This is a genomic window from Gelidibacter japonicus (assembly GCF_010725055.1).
GTDB classification, from domain to species: domain Bacteria; phylum Bacteroidota; class Bacteroidia; order Flavobacteriales; family Flavobacteriaceae; genus Gelidibacter; species Gelidibacter japonicus.
Genome location: NZ_BJKB01000018.1, coordinates 29,071 through 55,545 on the forward strand (window position 1 = coordinate 29,071; position 26,475 = coordinate 55,545).

26 protein-coding genes are annotated in these 26,475 nt (G+C 38.4%); 13 read left to right on the forward strand and 13 right to left on the reverse strand.

From position 1 onward, the window contains the following. Positions 1-26: 26 nt before the first annotated feature. The 7 genes from porV to G6N06_RS16120 all read left to right on the forward strand — a co-directional run bounded on the left by porV (position 27) and on the right by G6N06_RS16120 (position 7,476). Positions 27-1,226, forward strand: coding sequence for a type IX secretion system outer membrane channel protein PorV (gene porV / locus G6N06_RS16090; protein WP_163517807.1), 1,200 nt, complete (start codon positions 27-29; stop codon positions 1,224-1,226). Positions 1,227-1,328: 102 nt separating this feature from the next. Further along, complete coding sequence (cdd, locus tag G6N06_RS16095; RefSeq protein WP_163517808.1) at positions 1,329-1,811, forward strand: cytidine deaminase; 483 nt, start codon at positions 1,329-1,331, stop codon at positions 1,809-1,811. A gap of 207 nt (positions 1,812-2,018) precedes the next feature. Then, positions 2,019-3,017 (forward strand): pyruvate dehydrogenase (acetyl-transferring) E1 component subunit alpha, encoded by a 999-nt coding sequence (pdhA, locus tag G6N06_RS16100; RefSeq protein ID WP_163517809.1) that lies wholly within the window; start codon positions 2,019-2,021, stop codon positions 3,015-3,017. A 3-nt stretch (positions 3,018-3,020) separates the two neighbouring features. Continuing rightward, positions 3,021-4,658: a pyruvate dehydrogenase complex dihydrolipoamide acetyltransferase gene (locus tag G6N06_RS16105; protein ID WP_163517810.1), complete on the forward strand. Its 1,638-nt coding sequence runs from the start codon at positions 3,021-3,023 to the stop codon at positions 4,656-4,658. Between the two features lie 502 nt (positions 4,659-5,160). Next, positions 5,161-6,159 carry a M28 family metallopeptidase gene (locus tag G6N06_RS16110; RefSeq protein ID WP_163517811.1) on the forward strand — a complete coding sequence of 333 codons (999 nt, stop codon included), beginning with the start codon at positions 5,161-5,163 and terminating at the stop codon, positions 6,157-6,159. Next, positions 6,152-6,835 carry an SDR family NAD(P)-dependent oxidoreductase gene (locus G6N06_RS16115; RefSeq protein ID WP_163517812.1) on the forward strand — a complete coding sequence of 228 codons (684 nt, stop codon included), beginning with the start codon at positions 6,152-6,154 and terminating at the stop codon, positions 6,833-6,835. Before G6N06_RS16110 ends, G6N06_RS16115 begins: the two co-directional genes overlap by 8 nt. A 2-nt stretch (positions 6,836-6,837) precedes the next feature. Then, entirely contained in the window at positions 6,838-7,476 is a 639-nt protein-coding gene (locus G6N06_RS16120) for an HAD family hydrolase (RefSeq protein ID WP_163517813.1), read from the forward strand. A 70-nt stretch (positions 7,477-7,546) separates the two neighbouring features. Here the strand turns inward: G6N06_RS16120 and G6N06_RS16125 are convergent, their stop codons facing one another. Continuing rightward, entirely contained in the window at positions 7,547-7,756 is a 210-nt protein-coding gene (locus G6N06_RS16125; RefSeq protein ID WP_163517814.1) for a hypervirulence associated TUDOR domain-containing protein, read from the reverse strand. A 100-nt stretch (positions 7,757-7,856) separates the two neighbouring features. Further along, positions 7,857-8,531: an RNA polymerase sigma factor gene (locus tag G6N06_RS16130; RefSeq protein ID WP_240338090.1), complete on the reverse strand. Its 675-nt coding sequence runs from the start codon at positions 8,529-8,531 to the stop codon at positions 7,857-7,859. Between the two features lie 110 nt (positions 8,532-8,641). On the opposite strand from G6N06_RS16130, the gene G6N06_RS16135 reads away from it, so the two are divergent. After that, positions 8,642-9,016, forward strand: a complete 375-nt coding sequence (locus G6N06_RS16135) for a DoxX family membrane protein (protein WP_163517815.1) — start codon at positions 8,642-8,644, stop codon at positions 9,014-9,016. A gap of 148 nt (positions 9,017-9,164) precedes the next feature. Here G6N06_RS16135 and G6N06_RS16140 read toward each other — a convergent pair whose 3' ends face one another. From G6N06_RS16140 to G6N06_RS16160, 5 genes are all read right to left on the reverse strand, one after another. Next, positions 9,165-9,749, reverse strand: a complete 585-nt coding sequence (locus G6N06_RS16140) for a YceI family protein (RefSeq protein ID WP_163517816.1) — start codon at positions 9,747-9,749, stop codon at positions 9,165-9,167. Between the two features lie 108 nt (positions 9,750-9,857). Beyond that, complete coding sequence (locus G6N06_RS16145) at positions 9,858-11,126, reverse strand: hypothetical protein (protein ID WP_163517817.1); 1,269 nt, start codon at positions 11,124-11,126, stop codon at positions 9,858-9,860. 20 nt (positions 11,127-11,146) lie between these two features. After that, positions 11,147-11,734, reverse strand: a complete 588-nt coding sequence (locus G6N06_RS16150; RefSeq protein WP_163517818.1) for a YceI family protein — start codon at positions 11,732-11,734, stop codon at positions 11,147-11,149. Positions 11,735-11,996: 262 nt separating this feature from the next. Beyond that, entirely contained in the window at positions 11,997-12,290 is a 294-nt protein-coding gene (locus G6N06_RS16155) for a chaperone modulator CbpM (protein ID WP_163517819.1), read from the reverse strand. Further along, on the reverse strand, positions 12,287-13,195 hold the full coding sequence (locus tag G6N06_RS16160; protein ID WP_163517820.1) for a DnaJ C-terminal domain-containing protein: 909 nt from the start codon (positions 13,193-13,195) through the stop codon (positions 12,287-12,289). Before G6N06_RS16160 ends, G6N06_RS16155 begins: the two co-directional genes overlap by 4 nt. 198 nt (positions 13,196-13,393) lie before the next feature. On the opposite strand from G6N06_RS16160, the gene G6N06_RS16165 reads away from it, so the two are divergent. The 3 genes from G6N06_RS16165 to G6N06_RS16175 all read left to right on the forward strand — a co-directional run bounded on the left by G6N06_RS16165 (position 13,394) and on the right by G6N06_RS16175 (position 16,657). Continuing rightward, complete coding sequence (locus G6N06_RS16165) at positions 13,394-14,005, forward strand: SprT-like domain-containing protein (protein ID WP_163517821.1); 612 nt, start codon at positions 13,394-13,396, stop codon at positions 14,003-14,005. Positions 14,006-14,100: 95 nt separating this feature from the next. Beyond that, the gene (locus G6N06_RS16170; RefSeq protein ID WP_163517822.1) at positions 14,101-15,180 is read left to right on the forward strand and encodes a mannose-1-phosphate guanylyltransferase; all 1,080 of its coding nucleotides are present in this window, start codon (positions 14,101-14,103) and stop codon (positions 15,178-15,180) included. After that, positions 15,173-16,657, forward strand: coding sequence for a DUF389 domain-containing protein (locus tag G6N06_RS16175; RefSeq protein WP_163517823.1), 1,485 nt, complete (start codon positions 15,173-15,175; stop codon positions 16,655-16,657). Before G6N06_RS16170 ends, G6N06_RS16175 begins: the two co-directional genes overlap by 8 nt. 118 nt (positions 16,658-16,775) lie before the next feature. Here G6N06_RS16175 and G6N06_RS16180 read toward each other — a convergent pair whose 3' ends face one another. Together G6N06_RS16180 and G6N06_RS16185 are read right to left on the reverse strand one after the other, a co-directional pair. Then, positions 16,776-17,543: an ABC transporter ATP-binding protein gene (locus G6N06_RS16180; protein ID WP_163517824.1), complete on the reverse strand. Its 768-nt coding sequence runs from the start codon at positions 17,541-17,543 to the stop codon at positions 16,776-16,778. Continuing rightward, entirely contained in the window at positions 17,543-18,280 is a 738-nt protein-coding gene (locus G6N06_RS16185) for an MlaE family ABC transporter permease (protein WP_163517825.1), read from the reverse strand. The genes G6N06_RS16180 and G6N06_RS16185 overlap by 1 nt, the downstream gene beginning before the upstream one ends. 111 nt (positions 18,281-18,391) lie before the next feature. Here G6N06_RS16185 and pafA point away from each other — a divergent pair, with 111 nt between their 5' ends. After that, complete coding sequence (pafA, locus tag G6N06_RS16190; protein WP_163517826.1) at positions 18,392-20,059, forward strand: alkaline phosphatase PafA; 1,668 nt, start codon at positions 18,392-18,394, stop codon at positions 20,057-20,059. Between the two features lie 4 nt (positions 20,060-20,063). Continuing rightward, positions 20,064-20,867 (forward strand): DNA/RNA non-specific endonuclease, encoded by an 804-nt coding sequence (locus G6N06_RS16195; RefSeq protein ID WP_163517827.1) that lies wholly within the window; start codon positions 20,064-20,066, stop codon positions 20,865-20,867. On the opposite strand, the gene G6N06_RS16200 is transcribed toward G6N06_RS16195, so the two are convergent. The 4 genes from G6N06_RS16200 to gcvP form a co-directional block, all read right to left on the reverse strand. Continuing rightward, a complete protein-coding gene (locus G6N06_RS16200; protein WP_163517828.1) occupies positions 20,860-21,708 on the reverse strand; it encodes a glycosyltransferase family 2 protein in 849 nt (282 codons plus the stop codon). The genes G6N06_RS16195 and G6N06_RS16200 overlap by 8 nt on opposite strands. Before the next feature lie 24 nt (positions 21,709-21,732). Continuing rightward, the gene (locus tag G6N06_RS16205; RefSeq protein ID WP_163517829.1) at positions 21,733-22,254 is read right to left on the reverse strand and encodes a class I SAM-dependent methyltransferase; all 522 of its coding nucleotides are present in this window, start codon (positions 22,252-22,254) and stop codon (positions 21,733-21,735) included. Between the two features lie 64 nt (positions 22,255-22,318). Next, positions 22,319-23,377 (reverse strand): 3-oxoacyl-ACP synthase III family protein, encoded by a 1,059-nt coding sequence (locus G6N06_RS16210; RefSeq protein ID WP_163517830.1) that lies wholly within the window; start codon positions 23,375-23,377, stop codon positions 22,319-22,321. A gap of 187 nt (positions 23,378-23,564) precedes the next feature. Next, positions 23,565-26,414, reverse strand: a complete 2,850-nt coding sequence (gene gcvP / locus G6N06_RS16215) for an aminomethyl-transferring glycine dehydrogenase (RefSeq protein WP_163517831.1) — start codon at positions 26,412-26,414, stop codon at positions 23,565-23,567. Positions 26,415-26,475 lie beyond the last annotated feature (61 nt).

The window sequence follows — 26,475 nt, forward strand, 5'->3', positions numbered from 1 at the left end:
GTGCCGTGTATAATACCAACAACCTTATGAGAAAATACGCACTAGCATTAATTACATTAACTATTTACCATCTTTCTTCTGCTCAGGAAACTGTTATATTTGATAATCAATCTTCGGTAATTACTACTGGAGTTCCATTTTTACTCATTGCAGCAGATGCACGTGCTGCTGGTATGGGAGATATAGGTGTTGCCACTTCAGTAGATGCCTTTTCCCAACAATGGAACCAATCTAAATATGCTTTTTCTGAGACCAAATCGGGAATTGCTGTTAGTTATACGCCTTATTTAAGTAAATTGGTCAATGATATTTTTTTAGGAAATGTTACTTATTTCAATAGAATCAATGAAGGAAGTGCCTTTGCTGTGAGTTTTAAATATTTTAGCTTGGGCGAAATTGAGTTGGTACAGGATGAATTTTCCGAAGCACTCCTTGCAAAACCGAATGAACTTACTATTGACGGATCCTACGCCCTTCGATTGGGTACTCAGTTTTCTATGGCTGTTGGTTTGCGATATTTACGTTCTGATTTAAAAATCCAAGCTTTGGATAATTCAGCACAGGCAGCGAGTTCAGTTGCGGCCGATATTTCTGGGTTTTATCAAAGTGAGGAGGAAGCCTATGATAGTTTTAACGGAAGAACCCGTTTGGGTTTTGCCATTCAAAATATTGGACCAAAGATCAAGTATGACGATGCTGGCAGAGAAAACTTTTTACCTACTACCTTAAGACTTGGTGGAGGATTCGATTTTATTTTTGATGAGTACAACACCTTGGCCCTGACAGGTGAGGTGACTAAATTGTTGGTGCCGACACCTCCTATTTTGGGCTATGTTGATGAAAATGGCAATGGAAGACAGGATGGGAATGAACCCACTATTATTGTTGAAGGCAAATCGCAAGATGTGAACTTCCTTAAAGGGATGTTCCAATCCTTTAGTGATGCACCGGGAGGTTTCAGTGAAGAATTGAAGGAGTTTACTTGGGCCTTAGGTGCAGAATATCAATATCAAGATTCTTTTGCGTTCAGGGCAGGGTATTTTAATGAAAGTGATGACAAAGGGGCACGTAAGTTTTTTGCATTAGGTGCGGGCTTTAAATACACCACCATCAATATTGACATGTCTTATTTGTTCTCCGCTTCAAAAGTTCAAAGTCCCTTGGAAAACACCTTGCGTTTTTCTTTGACCTTCAATTTTGGGGATGAGACCTATAGAGAATACTAAGACGACATTTAAATAGAAAACAAAAAAAACTATTGCTATTATAAAGCAATAGTTTTTTTGTCTAAAAAAGTATCGTATTTTTAAAAATAGATAAATAGACCCATGAAGGAAATTAAAATCGAAACCGTGCTTAATGTCTATGACTCATTGGATGAACTTCCCAAAGATGTCATCTCTTTAATGAAGAAAGCGTCAGAGGCAAGAGCTAAATCGTATTCACCCTATTCAAACTTTAGCGTAGGCACAGCCATACTTCTTGAGAATAATGAAATTATAACCGGGAGCAATCAAGAAAACGCATCGTATCCGTCAGGCCTTTGTGCCGAAAGAACCGCCATTTTCTACGCAGGTGCACAATTTCCTGATGTTAAAATTAAAAGAATGGCCATTATTGCTGGGTCAAAATTAAAAATAACCGATTCCCCAATTCCGCCTTGTGGAGCATGCCGACAATCTATTGCAGAGTATGAAATAAAGCAGGATGCGTCAATTGAAATTTATTACATGGGTGAAAAAGGAAAAGTGGTCCGGTCCCATTCCTTGGCAAATCTTCTCCCGTTGGTGTTTGATAAGAACGTTCTATAACGATTTCGTAGAAGTTTTACGATTTTCAGTTTTTTCATTAATGGTTAATGTGTTACTTTTGTTATCCGTTTAGTGAAGTTCAACTTTTCGTGAGTTTAAAAACAACGAACAGAAAATTGAAAGTTGAATTGTTCTTGACATGATTGGGAGCTTCAGCGCACTAAACTCGAACTATTTATGTATTTAATTTTTTAGAAATTATTTCGGATGCAAAAGATAACAAAGGAGGTTTACCTCAAATGGTATGAAGACATGTTGTTCTGGAGAAAGTTTGAAGACAAACTTGCTGCAGTTTATATTCAACAGAAAGTAAGAGGTTTTCTTCATTTATATAACGGGCAGGAAGCTATTTTAGCTGGAGCACTGCACGCTATGGATTTGACGAAGGATAAAATGATTACTGCTTATCGTAATCACGTGCAGCCTATTGGCATGGGTGAAGATCCAAAACGCGTGATGGCGGAATTATATGGTAAGGCCACAGGAACTTCTCAAGGTCTTGGAGGATCCATGCATATTTTCTCAAAAGAACATCGCTTCTATGGTGGACACGGTATTGTTGGGGGTCAAATTCCTTTAGGTGCCGGTATCGCTTTTGGTGATAAGTATCATGGTAGTGACGCAGTGACTTTATGTTGTTTTGGTGATGGTGCAGCGCGTCAAGGTTCTTTGCATGAATCTTTCAACCTCGCGATGTTATGGAAATTGCCTGTGGTATTTGTTTGTGAAAATAACGGCTATGCCATGGGAACATCAGTAGCTCGAACTGCTAACCACACTGATATTTGGAAACTGGGCTTAGGCTATGAAATGCCTTGCGGACCTGTGGACGGAATGAACCCGGTAAAAGTAGCAGAAGCTTTTGATGAAGCTATCAAACGGGCACGACGAGGTGATGGACCTACATTTTTGGAATTAAAAACGTACCGATACAGAGGACACTCAATGAGTGACGCTCAGCATTATAGAACAAAGGATGAGGTGAAGGAATATCAAAAAATAGATCCAATCACCCAAGTGAAAGATATTATTCTTGAGAAGAAATACGCCACTGAGGAAGACCTTAAGAAAATTGATAAGAGAGTTAAGAAGCGAGTAGAAGAATGTGAAAAATTTGCTGACGAATCTCCATATCCAGATACAAGCGTCATGTATGATGCCGTGTATGAGCAAGAAGATTATCCATTTATACAACACAAAATATAAGTTATGGCAGAAGTAATAAATATGCCGCGTCTGAGTGACACCATGGAAGAAGGAACTGTGGCAACGTGGTTAAAAAAAGTAGGCGATAAGATTGAAGAAGGTGATATTTTGGCTGAAATTGAAACAGATAAGGCTACAATGGAGTTTGAATCTTTTCATGAAGGCACATTACTTTATATTGGTATTCAAGAAGGAGAGACTACTAAAGTTGACGAACTGTTGGCCATTATTGGAGAAGAAGGTGAAGATATTTCAGATTTAATTGACGGTGGTGCTTCCGATAAGAAAAAAGAGACTCCAGAGGATACATCTTCTGACGATGATAAAAAAGAAGAAGCTTCTGACGAAAAAAGTACTTCTGATGAGCTTCCAGACGGCGTGACCGTTGTTACAATGCCACGACTGAGCGATACTATGGAGGAAGGTACAGTGGCAACATGGCTTAAAAAAATAGGAGACAAGGTTGAAGAAGGAGATATACTTGCGGAAATCGAGACCGACAAGGCGACAATGGAGTTTGAATCTTTCCAATCGGGGACCTTGCTCTATATTGGTTTGGAAGAAGGCGATACTGCAAAAGTCGATTCTTTATTGGCCATTATTGGCCCTGAAGGGACGGATGCTGCTGCCATAGCCAAAAACTTTCAATCTGGCTCAGAGAAAAAAGAGGCTGCACCTAAAAAGAAAAGCGCTGACTCCGATAAAAAAGAAAGCTCTAAACCAGCTGTAAAGGAAGAAAAAAAAGAAGTTTCAAGTTCTTCAAGTTCTGCAACTTCAGATGGTAGTCGTGTATTCGTATCGCCTTTGGCCAGAAAAATGGCTGAAGAAAAAGGCATCAACTTGTCTCAAGTAAAAGGCTCTGGAGAAAACGGACGTATTATCAAACGCGATATAGAAAACTATACACCTGAGGTAAGTGCTGCGCCAGCGACAGTTGGACAAGTCGCGGCATCAGGAGTGGAAGATTTTGACGAAAAACCAAACTCGCAAATGCGTAAAGTGATTGCGAAACGTTTGGCAGAATCTAAGTTTACAGCGCCTCATTATTATCTTAACGTGGAGTTTGACATGGAAAAAGCCATTGCGTTTAGAGAGCAGGTCAATGCCATTCCAGATACAAGAATTTCATTCAATGATATGATAGTTAAGGCCTGTGCTTTGGCATTAAAAGAATTCCCACAAGTCAATTCACAATGGTTTGACGATAAGATCCGATTAAATAATCACGTGCATATTGGCGTAGCAGTCGCCGTTGAAGATGGATTGGTCGTGCCTGTAGTCCGATTTGCTGATGGGCTAAGTTTGTCAGAAATTGGTGCGAAGGTCAAAGACTATGCAGGACGTTCCAGAACCAAAAAATTGACTCCCCAAGAAATGGAAGGTAGTACCTTTACCATTTCCAATTTAGGGATGTTTGGTATTGAAAGTTTTACTTCAATCATCAATCAACCTAATTCAGCGATCTTATCGGTGGGCGCCATTGTTGAAAAACCAGTGGTTAAAGATGGAAAGATTGTTGTAGGCCATACCATGAAACTTTCTTTGGCATGTGATCATAGAACGGTTGATGGGGCTACCGGAGCCGAATTTCTTCAAACACTAAAAGGATTTGTTGAAAATCCAATTTCGATGTTGGTTTAATTGTGAATTAAATGGACATGTTGAGTTGAGCATTTTATTAAGCTAAAGACAAGTTCAGTTGATAAGCATATCCAAGAATCATTACATATATAAAAAACCTGCTTCCGTTAAAAGAAGCAGTTTTTTTTAGTGAAACCCATATTTCAATAGCCGAAGGCGCATTGGAATATGTTGGTTGAACTCATCCCGCTTTCGTGCGGGATCTAAACCCATATTTCAATAGCCGAAGGCGCATTGGAATATGTTGATTGAACTCATCCTGCTTTCGTGCGGGATCTAAACCCATATTTCAAAACCCGAAGGCACATTGGAATAAATTGGTTGTCTCGATAGCCATTGGGATAATCCTTCCCGATATTTATCGGAATAATCACATTTTTATACAATAGTAAAATTCCAAAATTGAAATTCACCAATTTGACTGGCGTCATATGAGGTGATATGAAAGTATTGAATTATCTTGCTATTTTAGTAGAATATTTAAAATCAATCAGCATTAGGCATGAAAAACATTTTTTTAATTGGTATCCTCTTAGTTATCGTTTCCTGTAAGAATCAATCGCAGGAATCTACCCAAAATAGTAACAAAGACCTTGCAGCAGCCGAAATAAAGTTGGTAGAGGAAACGTTAAATTTCGTAACAAGTGCTGAGCTTAAAGAAACGGTATTTTATTTGGCTTCAGATGAGCTTAAAGGTCGTGCTACAGGTTCAGAGGGTATTGAAAAAGCTGCGGTTTATATTGAAGAAAAATTCAAATCTTATAATGTACCGCCGTATTTTGAAACTTATCGGGATCATTATAAGGCAAAGGGCGTAGATGCCTCCAATGTTGTAGGTTATTTAGAGGGCCATGATCCGGAATTGAAGCAGGAGTTTATCATTTTGGGGGCCCACTATGATCATATTGGTGTGATAAAAGCCGTAGACGGCGATTCTATTGCGAATGGGGCCAATGATGACGCCTCAGGAGTCGCCGCTGTTTTGGCCATGGCACGTTATTTTGCTGCTAAGAAGAATAATAAGCGCAGTATTTTATTCACCCTTTACTCTGGTGAGGAAATGGGCTTGTTGGGGTCAAAACATTTAGCAGAACGTTTAAAGGAGCAGAACATGAATCTCTACACCATGACCAATTTTGAAATGATGGGCGTGCCCATGGTCGATAAAGATTATAAGGCCTATTTTACGGGATTTGATCTGTCTAATATGGCAACTAAAATGAACGACTATGTGGACTTCAAGCTTTTGGATCAATTGCCTAAGGCTAAAGAATTTCAACTATTCTACCGATCGGATAATTATCCATTTTTTAAAGTTTTCAACAGGCCTAGCCATGCCATTTCCACATTTGATTTTACTAATTTTGACCATTATCATAAAGTTGGGGATGAAGCCGAATTAATGGATTATGAATTTATGGCTGATTTGGTGAATAAATTAATTCCCGCCTATGAAACCATGAGCAATACAACAACACAAGAAATAGAAATGAATGAGTAAGAATATCGTTATAACAGGTACCAGTAGAGGAATTGGCTATGAGTTGGTGAAATTGTTCGCCAAGCAAGGACATCAGGTTTTGGCATTGTCCAGAAACGATGGTCCCATAAAAGCCCTGAAATTGAAAAATGTAAAAGCATTTTGTTTTGATTTGGGCGACCCTGAAGCCTATAAAAAAGTGCAAGATTTTATTTCAGAAAATTGGGGACATGTGGATGTATTGATCAACAACGCAGGACAAGTGCTTAACAAGCCTTTTGCAAAAACCACGGTGAGCGATTTTGAAGAAGTCTATCGGACCAATGTTTTTGGAATGGCAGAATTGACGAGAACCTTAATTCCGTTTATGGCCAAAAACAGCCATGTGATTACCATGAGCTCCATGGGGGGCGTTCAAGGAAGTATGAAATTTCCAGGACTGGCAGCATATAGTTCTAGTAAAGCTGCGGTAATTACCTTAACAGAATTGCTTGCAGAAGAGTATAAGGACTCAGGTATTTCATTTAACGTATTGGCATTGGGAGCTGTCCAAACTGAAATGTTGGAGGAAGCTTTCCCTGGTTATAAAGCACCCGTTACACCAGAAGAAATAGCCGACTATATTGTTGATTTTTCGTTAAAAGGACAAAAGTTTTATAACGGGAAATTGCTTCAAGTTTCAAATTCAACACCTTGATTATGTCTAAATATAAGTGCATTATTTTTGATTGTGATGGGGTTCTTGTTGATAGTGAACCTATCGCTGGCCAAGTTTTAGTGGATATGGCCAATGAATATGGCGCCAATATCGATTTGGAATATGCTTTAAAAAATTTTAAAGGTACATCCATGCAGGAGTGCTATGCGCAGGTTGCTGAGTTGGCAACTCAAAGATTGCCCGATGACTTCATGCCGAATTTCAGGGAACGAAGTTTTGCATCATTCAAAAAAAACATTCAGCCTGTAGAAGGTGTTACTGAGGTTGTAAAGAGCCTGGAAATTCCATTTTGCGTGGCGTCCAGTGGTCCTGAAAATAAGATCCGGCTCAATTTGGAACTGACAGGGCTTTTGCCCCATTTTGAAGAAAATATTTTCAGTTGTTTTACAATTAGAAAATGGAAGCCAGATCCGGCCGTTTTTCTTTGGGCAGCCGATACTATGGGATTCGATCCAAAAGAATGTTTGGTCATTGAAGATAGCATGAGTGGTGTAAATGCTGCTTTAAACGGCGGTTTTGACGTCTATGGGTATACCGCTCATGATTACCATAACGAACTTGAAGGAAATGCCACATTAACCTTTAATGACATGTCGCAACTCTTGAAGTTGATAGGCTAGGAATTCCTTATGAAGGAAACAAATTATGTGTTCGTCTGTATTTTTGCGCAACAGAAGAACTCCTTAATGCTCATTTGATTTTTGTCAGTGCAGAACCTTTGTGTGCGGCAATATGATCGGTTTTGTCACTTTTGATTTCGTATTGCGGTTCATCTTTGCTCGCATGATGTGTGTAGCCCTTATAATCAAAATCGGCATGGTGGATTTTTATGATTTTTCCAGAAACATGTCCTGCTTCCGAATTCCATTGGACATGGTCTCCAACTTTAAATTTTGTCATAATCGTTGCTCATAAATGATTCTTATAATTGTTTTGGGTACGTACGATGGGATTGATAGTCAACATTTCAGTAAACTCGGTCTTTCAAAGACTTTATTTTCTATATATTTTCCATGACCCGTTCCGTAATCCTATCACATCTGCTAAAACCAAATTCAAAAATATGAGTATCGTGTGAGATTTCAAAAAGGCTGTCTTTGAGCATTTCCTTTGAACGGTGCAGGCGCACTTTTACATTGGACAGTGTCAGATCTAATGCCAAGGCCGTTTCTTTTAGACTCATCCCTTCAATTTCCTTCATCATATAAACTATTTTATACTTTGGTTCCAATTGATCAATGGCCTTTTCTAATAATTGTTTTGCTTCGTGATGTATCATTTTATCTTGAGGATTGAGTTGCTTCTTATCTGGTATTTCTAAAATGGTGTTTTTGTTCAGTTCTTCTGGACGCTCACTAATATGATATAGCTTTCCTTTCTCCTTTAATCTCGCCAGGGCTTCATTAATAGCTATCCGAATGAGCCAGGTAGAGAATGATGCTTCCAATTTAAATTGAAAAAGCTTGGTGAACCCCTTGATATAACTGTTCTGCATGATGTCCTCAATTTCAGCTTCATCATTGAGATAGCTTCTAATAACGCGATAGAGTTTCTGGTTGTTCCGTCTTACTAAAATCTCATATAGCTCTTTTTCACCTGAAAGGATACGTCTTATAATATCCGCTTCAGTTATTTTATGGCGATTAAAATGGTTAATGTTTATTGCTTCCATCATTCTATGATTTTTGTTTTAGATAGAGAAAACGATAATAAGTTACAAAATTTTGTATCCTTTTTCATGATTCCCTATCAAAATAGTATAACAAATTAAAAAGACATTAAATCATGGAATCAAATGTACAGTTAGTAAAAAACATTTTAAAATACACTTTTGGCTTGGTGCCAATCGTGGCAGGACTGGATAAGTTTACAAATATTTTGACCGATTGGACACAGTACCTTTCAGATGGTCTTGCAGATATGCTTCCTTTTGAACCTTCAGTTTTTATGATGATTATTGGTGTTATTGAAATCGTAGCGGGGATCTTGGTATTTACAAAGACTAAATTTGGAGCTTATCTTGTTTCAGTTTGGTTGGTACTTATTGACTTGACATTACTATTTAGCGGTACCTATTTGGATGTTGCCGTAAGAGATATCGTCATGGCTATTGCTGCCTTTTCATTGGCGAAATTGTCTGATATTGAGCCTAAGGCTTAATATCAAAGCTTAATAGTTCTATTAGAAGGACTCCAATCTGGTTTTTACGGATTGGAGTTTTTAATATGTAAATGTAGATTGGGAAGAAATGGTTTGATAACCCAGATATCTACGTCCACATCACAGCTATTATAAATTAAAAGAGAATTTAACACTCCTCAATTTCCAATTTGAAATTTATTTCAATGTCATCTGAAACGACGACGAGCCCAAACATTTTTTTTGGCGCTTCAAGGTCAAAATCCTTAATGTTCAGTTTGAGTTTTCCCGAAATCGACCAACCTTGATTGTAATAGAATTCTGTTCTCATATGGTAAGCATTGACTAAACCAGCTATTTCAATATCAATTAAGGCATCGACTATGTTTTTTTTATGTGGATTTAATTTGATTTCTTTTAATTTCAGAGTAATATTTGGGTATAGGTTTGATTGTAGCAAACTGTGAAAATCATTGTTGATTCCTTTACCTCCACAATCAAATCCTTTGTTTTTTAAAATGATTTCTGACTTTTCGAATCTGATAATATCATTTGCTTTCTCATAATGAATTCGAAAAGGCTCGTTTAGGTTTTGTATTTCATATTGGCAGGTAAAATCCTTAACATTACTAGTACCATTGATCTGCAATTCACTTTTTGGGGTAATGCGTACAGTTTTACTGCTAATTGCACTATCTAATTGGGAAAAGGAAATAAAAACTAAACATGGTAAAATAAAAAGTAATCTTTTCATTGTTCTGTTGATTAAACGGCTACAATATATTTAAAAAAAAACTAACCTCATTCATTTAGCGGACTACTAAATGAGTGAGGTTAGTTACTATTATCAAGAATCAGTTTGTTAGAAACTAATTACAGCCTCAGCCATTAGTCCATTGAATTTTCCATCATTAAAGATGCTTCCTGTATCGAAGCCATCATATTTTTGATTGACATACTCAGCTTTAAGTAGAATGTTTCTGGTCATAAACCAACCTGCGGCCAATTGGAATCTTGAAATATCTACATCGCTTCCACTAATGTCCTCAGAATCAACTTTGTTATATCGGCCGCCTATGTAAAAGTTTTCGGTGTTTCCAAATCGGTAGATCAATTCACCAGCATACTGATTGGCAACTCTTTTTTCTGGTTCTGACGCACCTTTACCTTTTGATGATTCAAACGTTCCGAAAAACTCCAAACCTTTATACTTTACAAAAGGGTTGAACATGATCGCAGTAATCTGATTTCTTAATCTTGGGTCATAGCGACCAGATCTAAAAGCACCTGCAGTTGTAGCGGTTGTAGGTTCGAGCACTAAATAATATCTTGAACCTGCTCTATCTGCACTGTAGAGGTACGAATTGGCAACTCTACCAGTGTTGTAAATAGATCCAGTTAATCTGAAACGGAAATCATCATTAAATTGCTTGTCATAACCAAATTTTCCTAAGAATGAAGCACCGCCGGTATCAGGCTTGTCAACTGATTGATTCAATTTTCCATTTGTAAAACCTACCATTCCAATAAATCCATCTCTTTGATAGTACAGTTCAGCTCCCACTTCTGTTGTAAATGCATCCATGATCAAGTTGCCCACAAAAGGGTTATAGATTGCCTGAGCGTTATCGGTTCTTCTAAAATGCGCATCTCCATAGTTGTTTTCCATATGTCCAACTTTAATGGTGGTGTACTTCATAATGTCTTCCATAAAACCTGGCTTTATAAATTCAAGCTTATCTATTTGGAAGTAGCCTCCTTTTACATAAGGCTCTGGATGGTGACGAGAAGATAAATAGGTGCGTAAGTGCATTCTAATACCGTCATATAATACGACATCCAAATCGAGATTAGCGGTTGCAAGGTTAAAGTTTGAACCTATTTCAATCAAATCTACCGCTCCGGAATTCTCATGATCAATGGCTTGGAATTGTAAGGTGGATGACCCCCCGATTCTTACTTTAACATTTTCAAAAGTAGAAATAGTGTCTTTAGGGGCCTCGAAAACATTTATGCCCCCTTTATCAGGCTCTCTATAATTATCAATACTTCTGTTGTTTTTTTGCGCATTCATATTGACCCCTACTAGGAGTAATAATGCGATTACTGAATTTCTAATTAATTTTTTCATTATTATAAGTTTAAGCTTGTTTATTTATTAAGAACAGTGTTGAAGTTGATTGTAACTTCGTCTCCTGTGGTAATTGTACCCAAAAGAGCTTTAGGAGGATCTATACCAAAATCGGTCATTTTAAATGATTTTTTACCATTTAAGGTCACCTTGCTCGACGTCACAGACATATCCAAATTGATATTGAGCTTTTTGGTGACTCCAGCTATAGTTAAATTTCCTACGATTTCAGTTTTATAGTTGTCATTTCCTACAGATTTTATTTCTTTGACCTCAGTAAGCTGAAAGTTGATGGTTTTATGTTTTCCCGTATTTAATGCTTTATAGGTGTTTTTGTCCATTCCTCCTTTGCCACTTTTAAGGCTTTCTGCAGTAACCTCAAGAGTCAGTTTTTCTATCTTCAAGTCATTTGCCGTATTTAGGATAATTTGACCCTTTTGCTGCTCGGCATCAATATCCCAATCATGTAAGCTAGAGGTGCCGGAAACAGTGAGTTTTGAGGCTTGATTACTCAGATTATAAGTTTGTGAGTAAACTTGTGGTGTTGATAAGAAGAGCATAAATAGTAAACTCAACACGGATTTGCTAATGTTTTTAAAAGTAACCATAATAGTATGTTTTAATATTATGGTGCAAAGTTCAGTAATAAATTAACTTTAAATTATGATAAATATCATGATGGAAATTTGTGAAGAGTGTTGTTTTCGATTTTGAAATTCGGATTCCTAAATAGAATTAAATAAAAAAAACCAGAGCAACCTGGTTTACTTGACTTTATGGGAATAGATTGTTTTTTGTTTCAAATAGAAAAAAAAGATATCCACCAGGGATTTTGGCGAAATATTTGATAAAAAAAACTTTAAAAAAATACTAATCCTCAAAAATTCGCAATCTGTTTTTGGTTGCGGCCAATTCATTTTGCAGATCGTGAATTTTATCCAAAAGATTTAATATCGTGTCAATGCCTTCAAAATTTATATGTAAGTCCTGATGCAATCGTACTATGGATTCCAGATTTTTGATCTGTTTTTGATGGATGCATGGCGATGTTTCAATAGTTGTTATTTCGATCAATCCATAATCGTTCAAGCCATGAAAAAACGAAGTCTCCACTTTATAAAAGGTGCATAGGGTTTCTATTGGAATATAGGTTTCAGTACTCATGATTTTAAATTTTTAAGTTCATTGAACAGTGCTTTCTCTTTAGCAGAAAGTTTGGTTGGCATCTCAATGTTGTAGGTAATATACAGGTCACCAAAATGCCCTTCCTTCTTATAAACAGGGAAGCCTTTTCCTTTTAGCTTGACTTTAGTACCATTTTGGGTTTCTGGTTTTATTTTCAACTTGACTTTACCGTCAAACGTATCTACGGTAATTTCACCTCCTAAAATTGCAGTATAAAGATCAATGGTTTCAGTGGAATATAAGTCAGATCCATCGCGTTTAAATTTTGTGTTGTTGCCAATATTGAATTGGATCAACAAATCGCCGTTTGGACCGCCATTGACGCCTGGGCCCCCTTTGCCTGCAATCTTGATGACTTGACCATTTTCTACCCCTGCAGGAATGGTTAAACGTATGTTTTTTCCATTGACATTGAGAATTCTTTTGTGGGTTTCATAAACATCTCTCAGATCCAATTGCAATTCTGCATTAAAATCCTGACCTCTGAAGCCAGCCGACCTGCCACGACCTCGTGTAGCGCCTCCTCCTCCAAACATGGATTCAAAAAAATCGGAAAAGTCTCCTTCGGAAAAACTGGCACCTTCAAAGCCACCTGATGCATGGTGTTGGTACTGGCGCTGCGATTGTTGCTGGCGTTGTGCTTGTTCGTAAGCTTCGCCGTGCTGCCAATCCTTGCCGTACTTGTCGTATTTTTTTCGCTTTTCAGGATCGCCCAATACTTCATTGGCTTCATTGATTTCTTTGAATTTTTGTTCCGCAGTCTTATCATTTGGATTGACATCGGGATGGTATTTTCTTGCCAGTTTACGGTATGCTTTCTTGATTTCTGCAGTGGTGGCAGATTTACTTACGCCCAATACTTTGTAATAATCGATAAATGCCATGTGTTATACCTTCTTTTTAAAAGATTTGAGTTTTGCAATGTTTGATATGGACAATTATTTTCTGTGTTAAATTTCTGTTTAGCTCATGGATGGTAATCAAAAACCCGGCTCTTGTAGCCTCGGCTAATTCCTAAGCTTTGTTTCCGAAATTTACAAAAATCTTTATACAATCTCACCAAATCTCTTATTTTTGCGTCTATGCACAACACGCTTCAAGAATACATTCCCTATCAGGCAATTCCCGATGTGATCGAACTTTTAGATCATGATAATTTGGTTGTCAAAATCAAGAATGAGCGCAAAACCCGACATGGTGATTATCGGAAATTACCAAATAACAGGCACCAAATCACCATAAATTCAAATTTGAACCATTATCGGTTTTTGATGACCTTAATTCATGAGATCGCTCATTTTGAGGCCTATAAAAATTATGGAAGATTTATTAAGCCACACGGCAAAGAATGGAAGTATACCTTTCAGCAATTGATGCTGCCTTTTCTCAATCCTACAATATTTCCTAATGAATTATTGCCACTTTTGGCGAAACACTTTAGAAACCCGAAGGCTAGCAGCGACACCGATGTTAAATTGGCCTTGGCCCTAAAACAATTTGATCCACCAAACGATAAAACCTATATTTTTGAAGTGCCAATGGGAAGTGAGTTTAGACTTTATAACGGACGCATATTTAGAAGAGGAGTGAAAAGACGAACGCGTTATGAGGGTGTAGAAGTTACATCGGGAAAGTTGTATCTTTTCAACCCGAATGCCGAGGTGGAATTAGTCAACAGTTTACAGTCGCAGTAAGCAGTTGTTGTTGACAATGATGTTATAAGCCATGGTATCGTTCGTAACAAAAAGAAAGACAAGATTCATTTTCACATAGAATAAAAATACAACTAATGAACAATAATTATTACGCCATATTAATGGCAGGAGGAGTAGGATCACGATTTTGGCCAGTGAGCACGCAGGATTTTCCGAAGCAATTCCACGATATGTTGGGAACAGGGGAGACGCTCATCCAAAAAACCTTTCAGAGGCTTTCCAAATTGATTCCACAAGAAAATATTTTTATTCTCACTAATGCCGTTTATAAAGATTTGGTGTTCCGTCAATTGCCAGGTTTAACGGATCGGCAAGTGTTGTTGGAGCCTGCCATGCGGAATACCGCACCTTGTATTTTATATGCAGCATTAAAAATTCAAAAAGAAAATCCGGATGCAGTGATGATTGTCGCGCCCAGTGACCATTGGATTGAAGACGAAGCCAAATTCACCCAAAACGTTCAACAGGCATTTGATTTTTGCGAAACCAATGACGCCCTGATGACCCTTGGTATCCAGCCCACCTTTCCGAACACAGGCTTTGGATATATAGAATATGAGCAATCGTCAAATAAAGCCATAAAGCCTGTACATCAATTTAGGGAAAAACCAGATTACGAAACTGCGAAATCCTTTATCGCCCAGGGAAATTTTTTATGGAATGCTGGCATTTTTATGTGGAGTGCCAAAAGTGTAGTCAAGGCCTTTCAGTTTCATCAGCCACAATTATTTGAACTGTTTATAAAGGGAATCAATCTTTATAATACCGATAGTGAAGATCTCTTTATAGCGGAAAACTACGGAAAATCAGAAAACATTTCGGTGGATTATGCAATCATGGAGGTTTCAGAAAATGTTTATGTCCTGCCGGCCGAATTTGATTGGAACGATTTGGGAACCTGGGGTAGCTTATATGATAAGCTCGAAAAAGACCAGCACCAAAATGCGGTAGTCAATGCACGAACCTTAACCGAAGACGCTACGGGAAACATGATTAGAACCAAAGCCGATAAAATTGTGGTGATTGATGGATTGAAAGATTATATTATTGTTGACAAAGACGAAGTTTTGCTTATATTTCCTAAATCAAAAGAACAAGATATTAAGCAAACTTTACAGAGGGTAAAAGATAAGTTCGGAAAAAACTATGGATAACAATCAAGAAAACAAGTTCAATTTTTCTGAGGAAGAAGACAAAACCACGAGCCGGCAAGATAAGGCTGTAGAAGCCTCAAAAGAAGCCGTAAAGAAAGAGGCAAAAGGACTCTGGGAAAGCATCAAGACATTCTTTAGTGATTTGTTGGATTTCCGGGAAGATACGGATAGAGATGCCACCGTGGCGGCCATTAAAGGCGATATTCCATTTAAGGGCGCAACGGCATGGATTCTTATCTGTTCTATTTTTGTGGCATCTGTTGGGTTGAATGCCAATTCTGCGGCTGTAGTTATTGGTGCCATGTTGATTTCCCCCCTCATGGGACCTATTTTAGGTGTTGGACTTTCTATTGCTATTAATGATATCGATACCTTGAGGCGCTCCTTGATCAATTTGGTCATTATGATTGTTTTGAGTTTGGCAACGGCTTTTCTGTTCTTTAAGTTTTTTCCGCTGAGTGAGGATACATCCGAGTTGTTAGGACGAGTAAAACCTGATATTCGCGACGTATTGATTGCTTTTTTTGGTGGTTTGGCATTAATTATTGCCAGAACTAAAAAAGGAACTATTGCCTCGGTCATCTTTGGCGTAGCTATTGCCACCGCATTGATGCCGCCTTTATGTACAGCCGGGTATGGATTGGCAAAGGGTAATCTGGAGTATTTTACTGGAGCCATGTACTTGTTCACTATCAATACTATTTTCATCGCCTTGGCAACATTTATCGTGGTGAAGATATTAGGTTTTCCTATGCTTAAATATGCCAATTCGGCAAAGAGAAAACGCATTTCAAGGATAGCAACAGCTGTTGCAGTGATTGTTATGATTCCGGCAATAATTACTTTTATTGATGTATGGGGCCAAAGCAAATTTGAAAATGAAGCTCGGGCATTTATAAATAAGGAACTTGAAGAGTTGCCACACGCTGATTTTATCAAATCAAACGCAATCTCTTCATATTCAAATAGAAAGGGAGAGTCATCCACTATAGAGTTAAATAGTTTTGGCCTGGATCAAATTCCGGACAATACAATTTCAGTTATCAGAGCACGTATGAAGGACTATCCAGCTCTTGCAAATACGAAGTTGATATTCAATCAAAATCGTTCAAGAAATTTGGACAACATGCGATATATGTCGCAATTGCGTTTGCGTGACTCATTAGACTTACTTTCCCAAGCCGAGAGGATCGTCTTCCTTGAAGATATGGTCAGGAAGTTGGGAAAATATGAAGCACTGCAAATTCCTTTCGTAGAATTGACCAAAGAGGTTAAGATTAACTATGAGGATATTGAGAGATTGTCCTACTCGAGCGTAATTTCATCCAATTTTGAAAAGTTGGATACCATTGCAGAATTTACCGTGAAATGGAAGGATAAAATAAAAGAAGATGTCATTGCTAAAGAACAGGAAAAGTTGCAACGTTGGCTCAAACAGAAGTATAAGTTAGATACTTTGGTGGTGAGACGTCAATAGGAGTGTATGAAGATTGGTGATTGTTGATTGTTGATTGTTGATTGTTGATTTTTGATTGAAGACTGTAAACTGAAGACCGATGACTTGCCAACTGCTACTGAATACTGCCCACTGAAAACTACTGATCTTCTTCCAAGTACATCTTTTGTACCCGTTTAAACAGATCGGAAGAATACACAAAATCAGTGACCGCCTCATTATCCGTTTTGAAAATATTTTTGTTAGAGCCTTCCCATTCTTTAAATCCATCCTTTAAGAAAATGATTTTTTGGCCAATCTCCATGACTGAGTTCATGTCGTGGGTGTTGATAATTGTAGTAATATCGTACTCGTGTGTAATTTCTTGAATCAGATTGTCAATAACGGTTGCTGTCTTCGGATCCAATCCTGAGTTGGGTTCGTCACAAAATAAATATTTAGGTTGGTTGACGATAGCCCTTGCAATGGCAACACGTTTTTGCATCCCACCAGAGGCTTCACTCGGCAACTTATTGTGCGCATCCCCAAGATTGACTCTTTTTAGAACAAGGTCCACCCGATCATTCATTTCGCTTTTACTCTGTTTGGTAAACATCCGCAGCGGAAATTTTACGTTTTCGGCAATGGACATAGAGTCAAAAAGTGCACTTCCTTGAAATACCATGCCCATCTTTGATCTTAGATTGCTTTTTTCATCAGTACTTAAATCCGAATAGTCTGTGCCATCATAAATAATGGAGCCTTGATCAGGAGTGTATAAGCCCAACAAAGTCTTCAAAAAAACAGTTTTTCCCGAACCACTTTGTCCAATGACAAGATTGGTTTTTCCTTTTTCGAATGTTGTGCTAATGCCTTTTAGGATTTTGGCATCACCAAAAGATTTATGGATATCATTGACTTCAATCATTAGCTTAGCAACATTTGGGTTAATATATAGTTTAAAAGAATAATCGCCACACTGGTCCAGACGAACGAGGTGGTACTCGCTTTGCCTACTTCTAAGGCGCCACCTTTCATATAATATCCGTAGTAAGACGGGATGGTAGCCAGTAAGAAAGCAAAAACGAAGGTCTTGATAAAGGCATAGACGATATGGAATGGGATGAAATCCATTTGTACTCCGGCTATATAATCATCCAAAGAAGCAAAGCCTCCAAAAACACAAGCCGCCATCCCGCCCAAGATTCCCAAAAACATAGCAATGGAAATCAAAAACGGATACAACATAAGGGCAATGAATTTAGGAAATACCAAGTAGTTTATGGCATTGATTCCCATGACCTCCAAAGCGTCAATCTGCTCAGTTACCCGCATGGTACCAATACTTGAGGTGATAAAGGATCCAACCTTTCCTGCCATAATAACGGAGATAAATGTTGGAGCAAATTCTAAAATGACCGATTGTCTTGTTGCAAAACCTACCAGCGATTTTGGAATGAGCGGATTGCTGATGTTCAGGGCAGTTTGGATGGTCACAACGCCTCCAACAAAAAAGGCGATAAAAGCTACAATTCCTATGGAATTAATGATTAAATCATCAATATCCTTAAAAATTAAATGCCGCATAACTGACCATTTGGTGGGTTTGCGGAACATTTCTTTTATCATTAAAAAATATTGACCAATATTATGTAGGTAGCTCATATGATATTTTGTTACTGCTAATGTAAAAAAAACCGTGACGTTTTTACCCTTTATTTGAATTTAGATATTTGAAAAAGCCGTATGTTTGAAATTGAATTCAATTTAATAACAATGAAAAAAATTATTTACGGCATTCTTATCTCGTTGTTTTTTGTCTCTTCATTTCAAGCACAACAACAGAATTCCAAAAACAGGACTAACAAAGATAATACTATTCAAGCGCCACCAAAATTAATTGTGGGCATTGTTGTAGACCAAATGCGCTATGATTATTTGACCCGGTTTTATGACAAATATGGGGATGGCGGTTTTAAGCGTATGATGAACGAAGGCTTTAATTGCAAAAACAACCATTTTAATTATGTGCCAACCTATACGGCACCTGGCCACACCTCGGTGTATACAGGAACAACACCAAAATACCATGGTATTATAGGGAATAATTGGTACGACAAAGAAATCAAATCATCGGTGTATTGTGCGGGTGATGATAGTGTGGAATCTGTTGGTACTGAACATAAGGCAGGGCAAATGTCGCCGCACCGGATGAAGACCACAACCTTTGCTGATGAGAACAGACTATTTACCCAAATGCGCGGAAAAACGATTGGAATTGCACTTAAGGACAGAGGTGCAATACTTCCTGCCGGCCATACCGCAAATGCGGCGTATTGGTTCCATGGCGCAGATGAAGGCCGATGGATTTCAAGTACATTCTATATGGCTGAATTGCCGAAATGGGTTCAAAACTTCAATAACTCCAACCAAGTAAAATCCTATTTTAAAGAATGGAATACCTTATACGATATTTCAACCTATACCGAAAGTGCTCCTGATCACAACACCTTCGAAGGAGGATTTAAAGGTAAGGAAACCGCAACTTTCCCTTATGATTTAGGCGCTTTGAAAGATCAGAATGGTGGGTATGAAATTCTTAAAGCGACCCCGTTTGGTAATAATATAACCACTGACTTTGCACTGGCAGCCATTGAAGGTGAAGCCTTGGGACAAGATGAATTTACAGATGTTTTGACAATCAGCTATTCGAGCCCAGATTATGTAGGCCACAATTTCGGAGTAAGTTCAAAAGAAGTCCAGGATACTTATTTGCGTCTTGATAAAGACTTAGAGCGCTTATTTAAAGGTTTGGATGCTAAGGTTGGAAAAGGAAATTACACGGTTTTTTTAACGGCAGATCATGCCGCGGTTGAAGTACCTTCATATTTGAAAAGCTTAAAAATTCCTGCAGGTTATTTTGACAGCAGAGCATTTAGGGAAAAAGTTTACGCCTTTATGAAGACAACTTTTAAAGCTGATGAACTTATAGAAAACATTAGCAACAACCAGATCTTCTTAAATAGATCTAAATTATATGAGATGGGCTTAAAGCTTGAAGATGTTCAACAAACCATCATCAATGAAATTATAACCTATGAGCATATTGATAAGGCCTATTCAGGAATGTCAATGACTCAAACGTCGTTTACTACAGGTATTGAAGAATTGATCCAAAATGGGTTCAACCAAAAGCGATCAGGGGATGTGATTTATGTTTATGATCCTGCCGTTCTTTCCTATAGTTTGACAGGGTCCTCCCATGGGTCTTCTTTTAACTACGACACACATGTGCCACTTTTGCTTTTCGGAAATGGGATAAAACACGGACAGAGTTTGAAAAAAACACATATTACGGATATCGCTCCTACCATATCTGCAATATTGGGTATTAGTTTCCCGAATGCCGCAACCGGTCAACCATTAGAATTTGTTTTAGAGTAATTGTGTGAGTAAAAGAAATCTTTACAGTCTTCTTGCCATCCTCCTTGTTTTGGGAGTATATGGCTATGAACATTTCTTAAAGGAAGAAGAATCTTCAGAGTATATAAAAGAAGGCGAACGTATCAAATCTGATGCGACCGCCTTTTTTTTACCTACGAGTACGACCGGTCAGGTGGTACATCATGAGGGCTATTCGCTTTCTTATAGCGAACCGCATGAGCAGGCAGAATGGGTGGCCTATGAACTGAAAAGCTCACAGCTTTCAAGATCCAACTTTGAACGTCCTTACTTTGAAATCGATAAGGCGGTTAAAACCGGTGCCGCAAGTTGGCGAAATTATAAAAATTCCGGATATGATCGTGGCCATTTGGTTCCGGCAGCGGATAGAGCCTACAATAAACGAGCCTATGATGAAACTTTTTTGACCAGTAACATCAGTCCGCAAGATCGTGAATTTAATGCAGGCATCTGGAACACATTGGAGCAAAAGGTGCGGTATTGGGCGAGGAAATACGACGGCGTTTTTGTGGTGACCGGTGGTGTGTTGAAAGACGATCTAAAAACCATAGGCAACGAAAAGGTGGCCGTTCCTGAACTGTTTTATAAAATCATCTATGATCCTGACCACCAAAAGATGATTGCTTTTTTGATGCCGAATAAAAATTCAAATGAACCCTTATATAATTTTGTGGTATCCGTGGATTCAGTGGAGGTACTCACTGGAATTGATTTTTTCCCTGCGTTGGACGATCATATAGAAGATCGATTGGAGGCCCAATCTGATTTTAAAGAATGGAGTTTCAACTAAATTTTTGAAGCATGCCCTTCCAGCGGGTTGCACGGATAAATTGACCTTGTTCCTTGGTCACTAGATAATCCTGTCCCTCTTTTTTAGCCTTATAGAAGCCAGACATATAATCTCTGAACAAATTAAGACTTTTCTTTTTAAACGCTAATTTTGAAGCGGATATCAGGGTGATTAGAAAACCATATCGCATTTTATACATGGCTTCACCTTGTAAATATTTTGAAGCTGTGTTATAGCTGGTTCCAGTTGGTTTTAAATGTTTGACCTGGAGATTTGAATCAGTTAAAATCTCCCATCCATAAAATTTTGCCAGGAGTTCATCAACGGTGTCCCAACCCATGGAAGGTTTCAGTTTTCCAATTTCAATGAAGCAATTTTTTCGATACGCTTTTAGGGCACCTCGAATATGATCTTTTCTCGTCAGGTTTTCTAAAACCCATTGTCCGTTCTGTTCGATATAGCAAAACCCTGAGGCCATGCCTATCTTGGGATTGGTTTTGAAATGATGCGCTAAACCTTCTAAATAATCCGGAGGAAAAATTAAATCAGCATCATACTTGCAAATCACATCGTAGTTGTCATCTAAGTGTTCATAGCCTTTGTAAAAAGCATTTATAATTTTTGAACCGGGCAAATGTTGGTCTGATGACTCATTGCTTATTAAGGAAATCCAGGAATGTTTACTGACAAATCGCTTTACAATCGCTGAGGTTTCGTCAGACGAATGATCATCAACGACCACTATTTTTATGGGTGTCAAGGTTTGATTGACCAACGACTCCAATGTTAATCCTATGGAATCCTCTTCGTTGTGGGCGGGTATAATGATGTAGAAATTCAAAAGCTGATGATTTGAAGACTAAAGTTAAACTCTTTCAGCGTATACGATATAATATCTTGGAGTGAACCACCGAAATAAAGGTCTGATACCAATTTTCGTTGTGGGATTGGTCCATTTTTGTCGGGATTTAATGGTCCAGCCTGCTTTTTCGAGCAGCCAATCGAACTGCCAATCTTCAAATTCATGGTAATGCCTGTCGCGCATATCTGTCTTGCTTCGGTAAGCAGATGCAAACCATAATCTTAAAGGGACGCTGGCAACTAATTTATTTGAATTGATTTTTTGTAAAACCGTAAAAGGGGATAGTAAATGTTCAAATATCTCAAAAGCGGTCACTACATCAACCTCTGCATTTTCGAGCGTTGAAGTGTCGATATCTAAATCTTCGCCACCTGTATTTTTAATAGTATACCCATGATCTCTCATGATTTTTGAAAAAGGATTTTCAATACCTAAATCTAAAATTTTTTCGGTTGGATCAATATGATGTTTTAAAAATTCCAATGTCAATCGATATCTTTTAAATGGGAATTTTCCTTCGTACATTTTAGATGTATTTACTTGGGATTTTTTCTGTATAAATCAAATTTCTTATTAAAAAGATGACTGTTTAATATTGATAAACTATCGCATTGATGTGCATACCGCTACCTACACTGGCAAACATGATGAGGTCACCTTTTGTGAGTAAATGGTTTTCTAATTTGTTGTTTCTGACCAAATCAAATAAGGTGGGAATGGTGGCAACTGAGCTATTTCCTAATTCTTGAATGCTCATTGGCATAATGCCTTCTGGAATTTCAGTATTATATAGCTTGTAAAAGCGTTTTAAGATAGCTTCATCCATTTTTTCGTTGGCCTGATGGATAAAGATTTTTTTCAGATCCTTAATGTCCCTGCCGCTTTTATCCAAACAGGTTTTCATTGCCAATGGCACATTGTTAAGTGCAAATTCATAGATTTTTCTGCCGTCCATTTTGATATAACGCGTATCGGCACACAGATCTTTGTTATTGGAATTTCCAAAGAATAAATAATACGCTTCATCATAGGTGAAGCTTCCAGTTTCATGAGCTATAATTCCGCCTTCCTCATCTGTAGCTTCAACCACCGTTGCCCCAGCGCCATCACTATAAATCATAGAGTCACGATCGTGTTTATCAACCACTCTGGAAAGTGTTTCCGAACCAATAACCAAACACTTCTTAGCGATGCCTGCCTTTATAAAGGCATAGGCCTGAATGACCCCTTCAATCCAACCAGGACAGCCAAAAAGGATGTCATAGGCTACACATTTTGAACTTTTAATGCGTAAACTATGTTTAACACGTGCAGCCAAACAAGGTAATACATCGGTCTGGATGGTATTGTGCTTGACGTCACCAAAGTTGTGGGCCATAATGATATAATCCAGTTCTTCTGGGTCAATGTTGGCATCAGCGATAGCTTTTTCAGCTGCAAAAAAACCAAGATCTGAAGAGGTTAAATGATCAAAAGCATAACGGCGCTCGTCAATACCAGTAATCGCTTTGAATTTTTCAATGATTACCGAATTGGGTTGGGCCAAACGAGTACCATCGGTATTTAGAAAACGATGTTGTCCGAAGTTTTCATTTTTTTCGATGCTGCTTGGTATATAGCTGCCAGTACCTGTAATCTTTATCGCCATTTGATTTGAAGTTTTATTCAATTTACTAATGTACTTAATATTCGTTTTGTTTGTCGCCAATTGTGGCCTTTATTGGTAATTTTTGCCAAATTATCAAAAATATGGCCTCTACAAATAAAAATAACTAAAAAAGCGCTCATTTAATAATTAAAGGAGCGCTTTTGGTCACTTAATGACTAATTTGAAACTAAGCCTCCATATATTCTTCTATAGGTGCACAAGTACAAATCAGGTTCCTGTCGCCATAAGCATCGTCCACACGTCTTACGGACGGCCAGAACTTGTTATCTCGAATATAATCTAACGGATATGCTGCCACCTCTCTTGAATATGGGAAATCCCACTCATCCGAAGTTAGCATCGCCAAAGTATGTGGTGCGTTTTTAAGAACGTTATTTGGATCATCTTTCGACGCGTTGTCAATTTCTTTTCTAATGGAGATCATGGCATCGCAGAAACGATCCATTTCGTCTTTGCTTTCACTTTCAGTAGGTTCAATCATCAATGTTCCTGCCACAGGGAAAGATACCGTTGGGGCGTGAAATCCATAATCCATCAAGCGCTTTGCAATATCGCTAACTTCAATGCCATTTTCTTTAAATGGTCTGCAGTCCACAATCATTTCATGGGCTGCGCGTCCGCGTTCCCCAGAATATAACGTGTCAAATTGGCCTTGCAAACGTTGCTTGATATAATTGGCGTTTAATATGGCTGTTTGTGTAGCACGTGTCAATCCTTCAGCTCCCAACATTTTGATGTAACCATAGGAAATCAAGCATACCAATGACGATCCAAATGGAGCTCCGGAAATAGCGGAAATTGCTTGGTCTCCACCAGTTTTGATGATTGGATTTCCTGGTAAAAACGGCACTAATTGTTCGGCTACGCAGATAGGTCCAACTCCTGGACCACCACCGCCATGCGGAATGGCAAAAGTTTTGTGCAAGTTGAGATGGCAAACATCTGCTCCGATGTTTCCTGGATTGGTCAATCCAACCTGTGCATTCATATTGGCGCCATCCATATAAACCTGGCCACCGTTATCATGAATAATTTGAGTGATTTCTTTAATAGCAGATTCATAAACACCGTGGGTAGATGGATAAGTCACCATCAAACACGATAAATGATCTTTATGCTTAAGGGCTTTTTCACGTAAATCGTCAACGTCAATATTTCCTTCATCTGTCGATTTGGTCACGACCACTTTCATTCCTGCCATCACCGCACTTGCTGGATTGGTGCCATGGGCAGACGATGGGATCAAACAAATATTGCGATGTCCTTCGTTGCGGGATTCGTGATAGGCTTTGATCACCATTAAACCTGCAAACTCACCTTGTGCACCAGAATTAGGTTGCAGGGAGGTACCGGCAAAACCTGTGATTTCCGTCAATTGGTCTTCTAAAGCTTTTAAGACAATGTGGTATCCTTCTGCTTGCTCAACTGGACAAAACGGATGGATGGTTCCCCAATTTGGCCAACTCAATGGCAACATTTCTGCAGCGGCATTAAGTTTCATTGTGCATGAGCCTAAAGGGATCATGGAATGATTTAAAGACAAATCCTTACGCTCCAACATTTTGATATATCGCATCAATTCTGTTTCAGAATGGTGCTTGTTGAATACCTCTGCCGTCAAAAACTCCGTCTGACGCTCTAAGTTCTTGTCGATGTTGTTGGCATCCTCAATTTCTGTTAGGACAACCGTATCTTTTTGACGGTTTTCAGCGAAAATTGCTATGATTTCGTTGGCATCCTTTAAAGAGGTTGTTTCATTGATGGAAATGGTTATGGTATCGGCATTTGGATAGTTGAAATTCACTTCATGACGCTCGGCTATTCTTTTTATCGCGTCAGCATTTGCCTCAATGTTGATCGTGTCAAAAAACGATGCATTTTTTTGCTTGTAGCCCAATTGGCTCAATGCTTTTGCGACGCTCGAAGCTGTGTTGTGAACTTTGGAAGCAATATGCTGTAAGCCTTTCGGACCGTGGTAAACGGCGTACATTGCTGCCATAACTGCCAATAGAACTTGTGCTGTACAAATATTGGACGTTGCTTTATCACGTTTAATATGTTGCTCACGGGTTTGCAAGGCCATGCGTAAGGCCCTGTTGCCATTCATATCTTTGGTAACCCCAATAATTCGTCCTGGTAAATCACGTTTATAGTCTTCCTTAGTTGCAAAATATGCGGCGTGTGGCCCCCCGTATCCCATAGGGATTCCAAACCGTTGCGTCGTTCCCACAACAACATCAGCGCCAAATTTGCCTGGAGCTTCCAATTTTACCAAGCTTAAAATATCGGCCGCAACTGCTACTTTTATCTGATTTGCATTTGCTTTTTCGATGAATGATTTGATATCGCTTACCAGTCCATCTTTTCCAGGGTATTGTAATATGGCCCCAAAAAATTCTGATGAAAAACTAAATTCATCTTCATTTCCAACGACCAATTCAATGCCAATAGGAGCGGACCTGGTTTGTAGCAAAGACAAGGTTTGTGGTAAAATGGCATCAGAAACAAAAAATTTATTGACCTCATTCTTCTTTTGGTCACGCTCACGAACAGCAAACAACAAGCTCATGGCTTCTGCGGCAGCGGTGCTTTCGTCAAGTAAAGAGGCATTGGCAATCTCCATTCCTGTCAGGTCGGTTACCATGGTTTGGAAGTTTAAAAGAGCTTCCAATCTTCCTTGGGCAATTTCCGCTTGATAAGGCGTGTAGGCCGTGTACCAACCTGGGTTTTCCAAAACGTTACGCTGGATGACAGCAGGAACAATGGTAGGATGGTAGCCTAAACCAATATATGATTTGAAAATTTTATTCTTTTTTGAAAGTTCATGAATATGGTTGTTATATTCATATTCAGACATTGGTGGATCGAGCTTCAATCCGTTTTTCAATCGGATATTATCAGGAACTGTTTCATAGATCAATTGATCAATGCTATCAACCCCAATGGCTTTGAGCATTAAATTTTGGTCATTTTCGTCTGGACCAATGTGGCGTAGAGCAAAACTGTTTGTATTCATTAAGATAGTGTTGTGTTAGATTCCCGCTTACGCGTGAAAGTCAATTTATTAGACGCTGAGA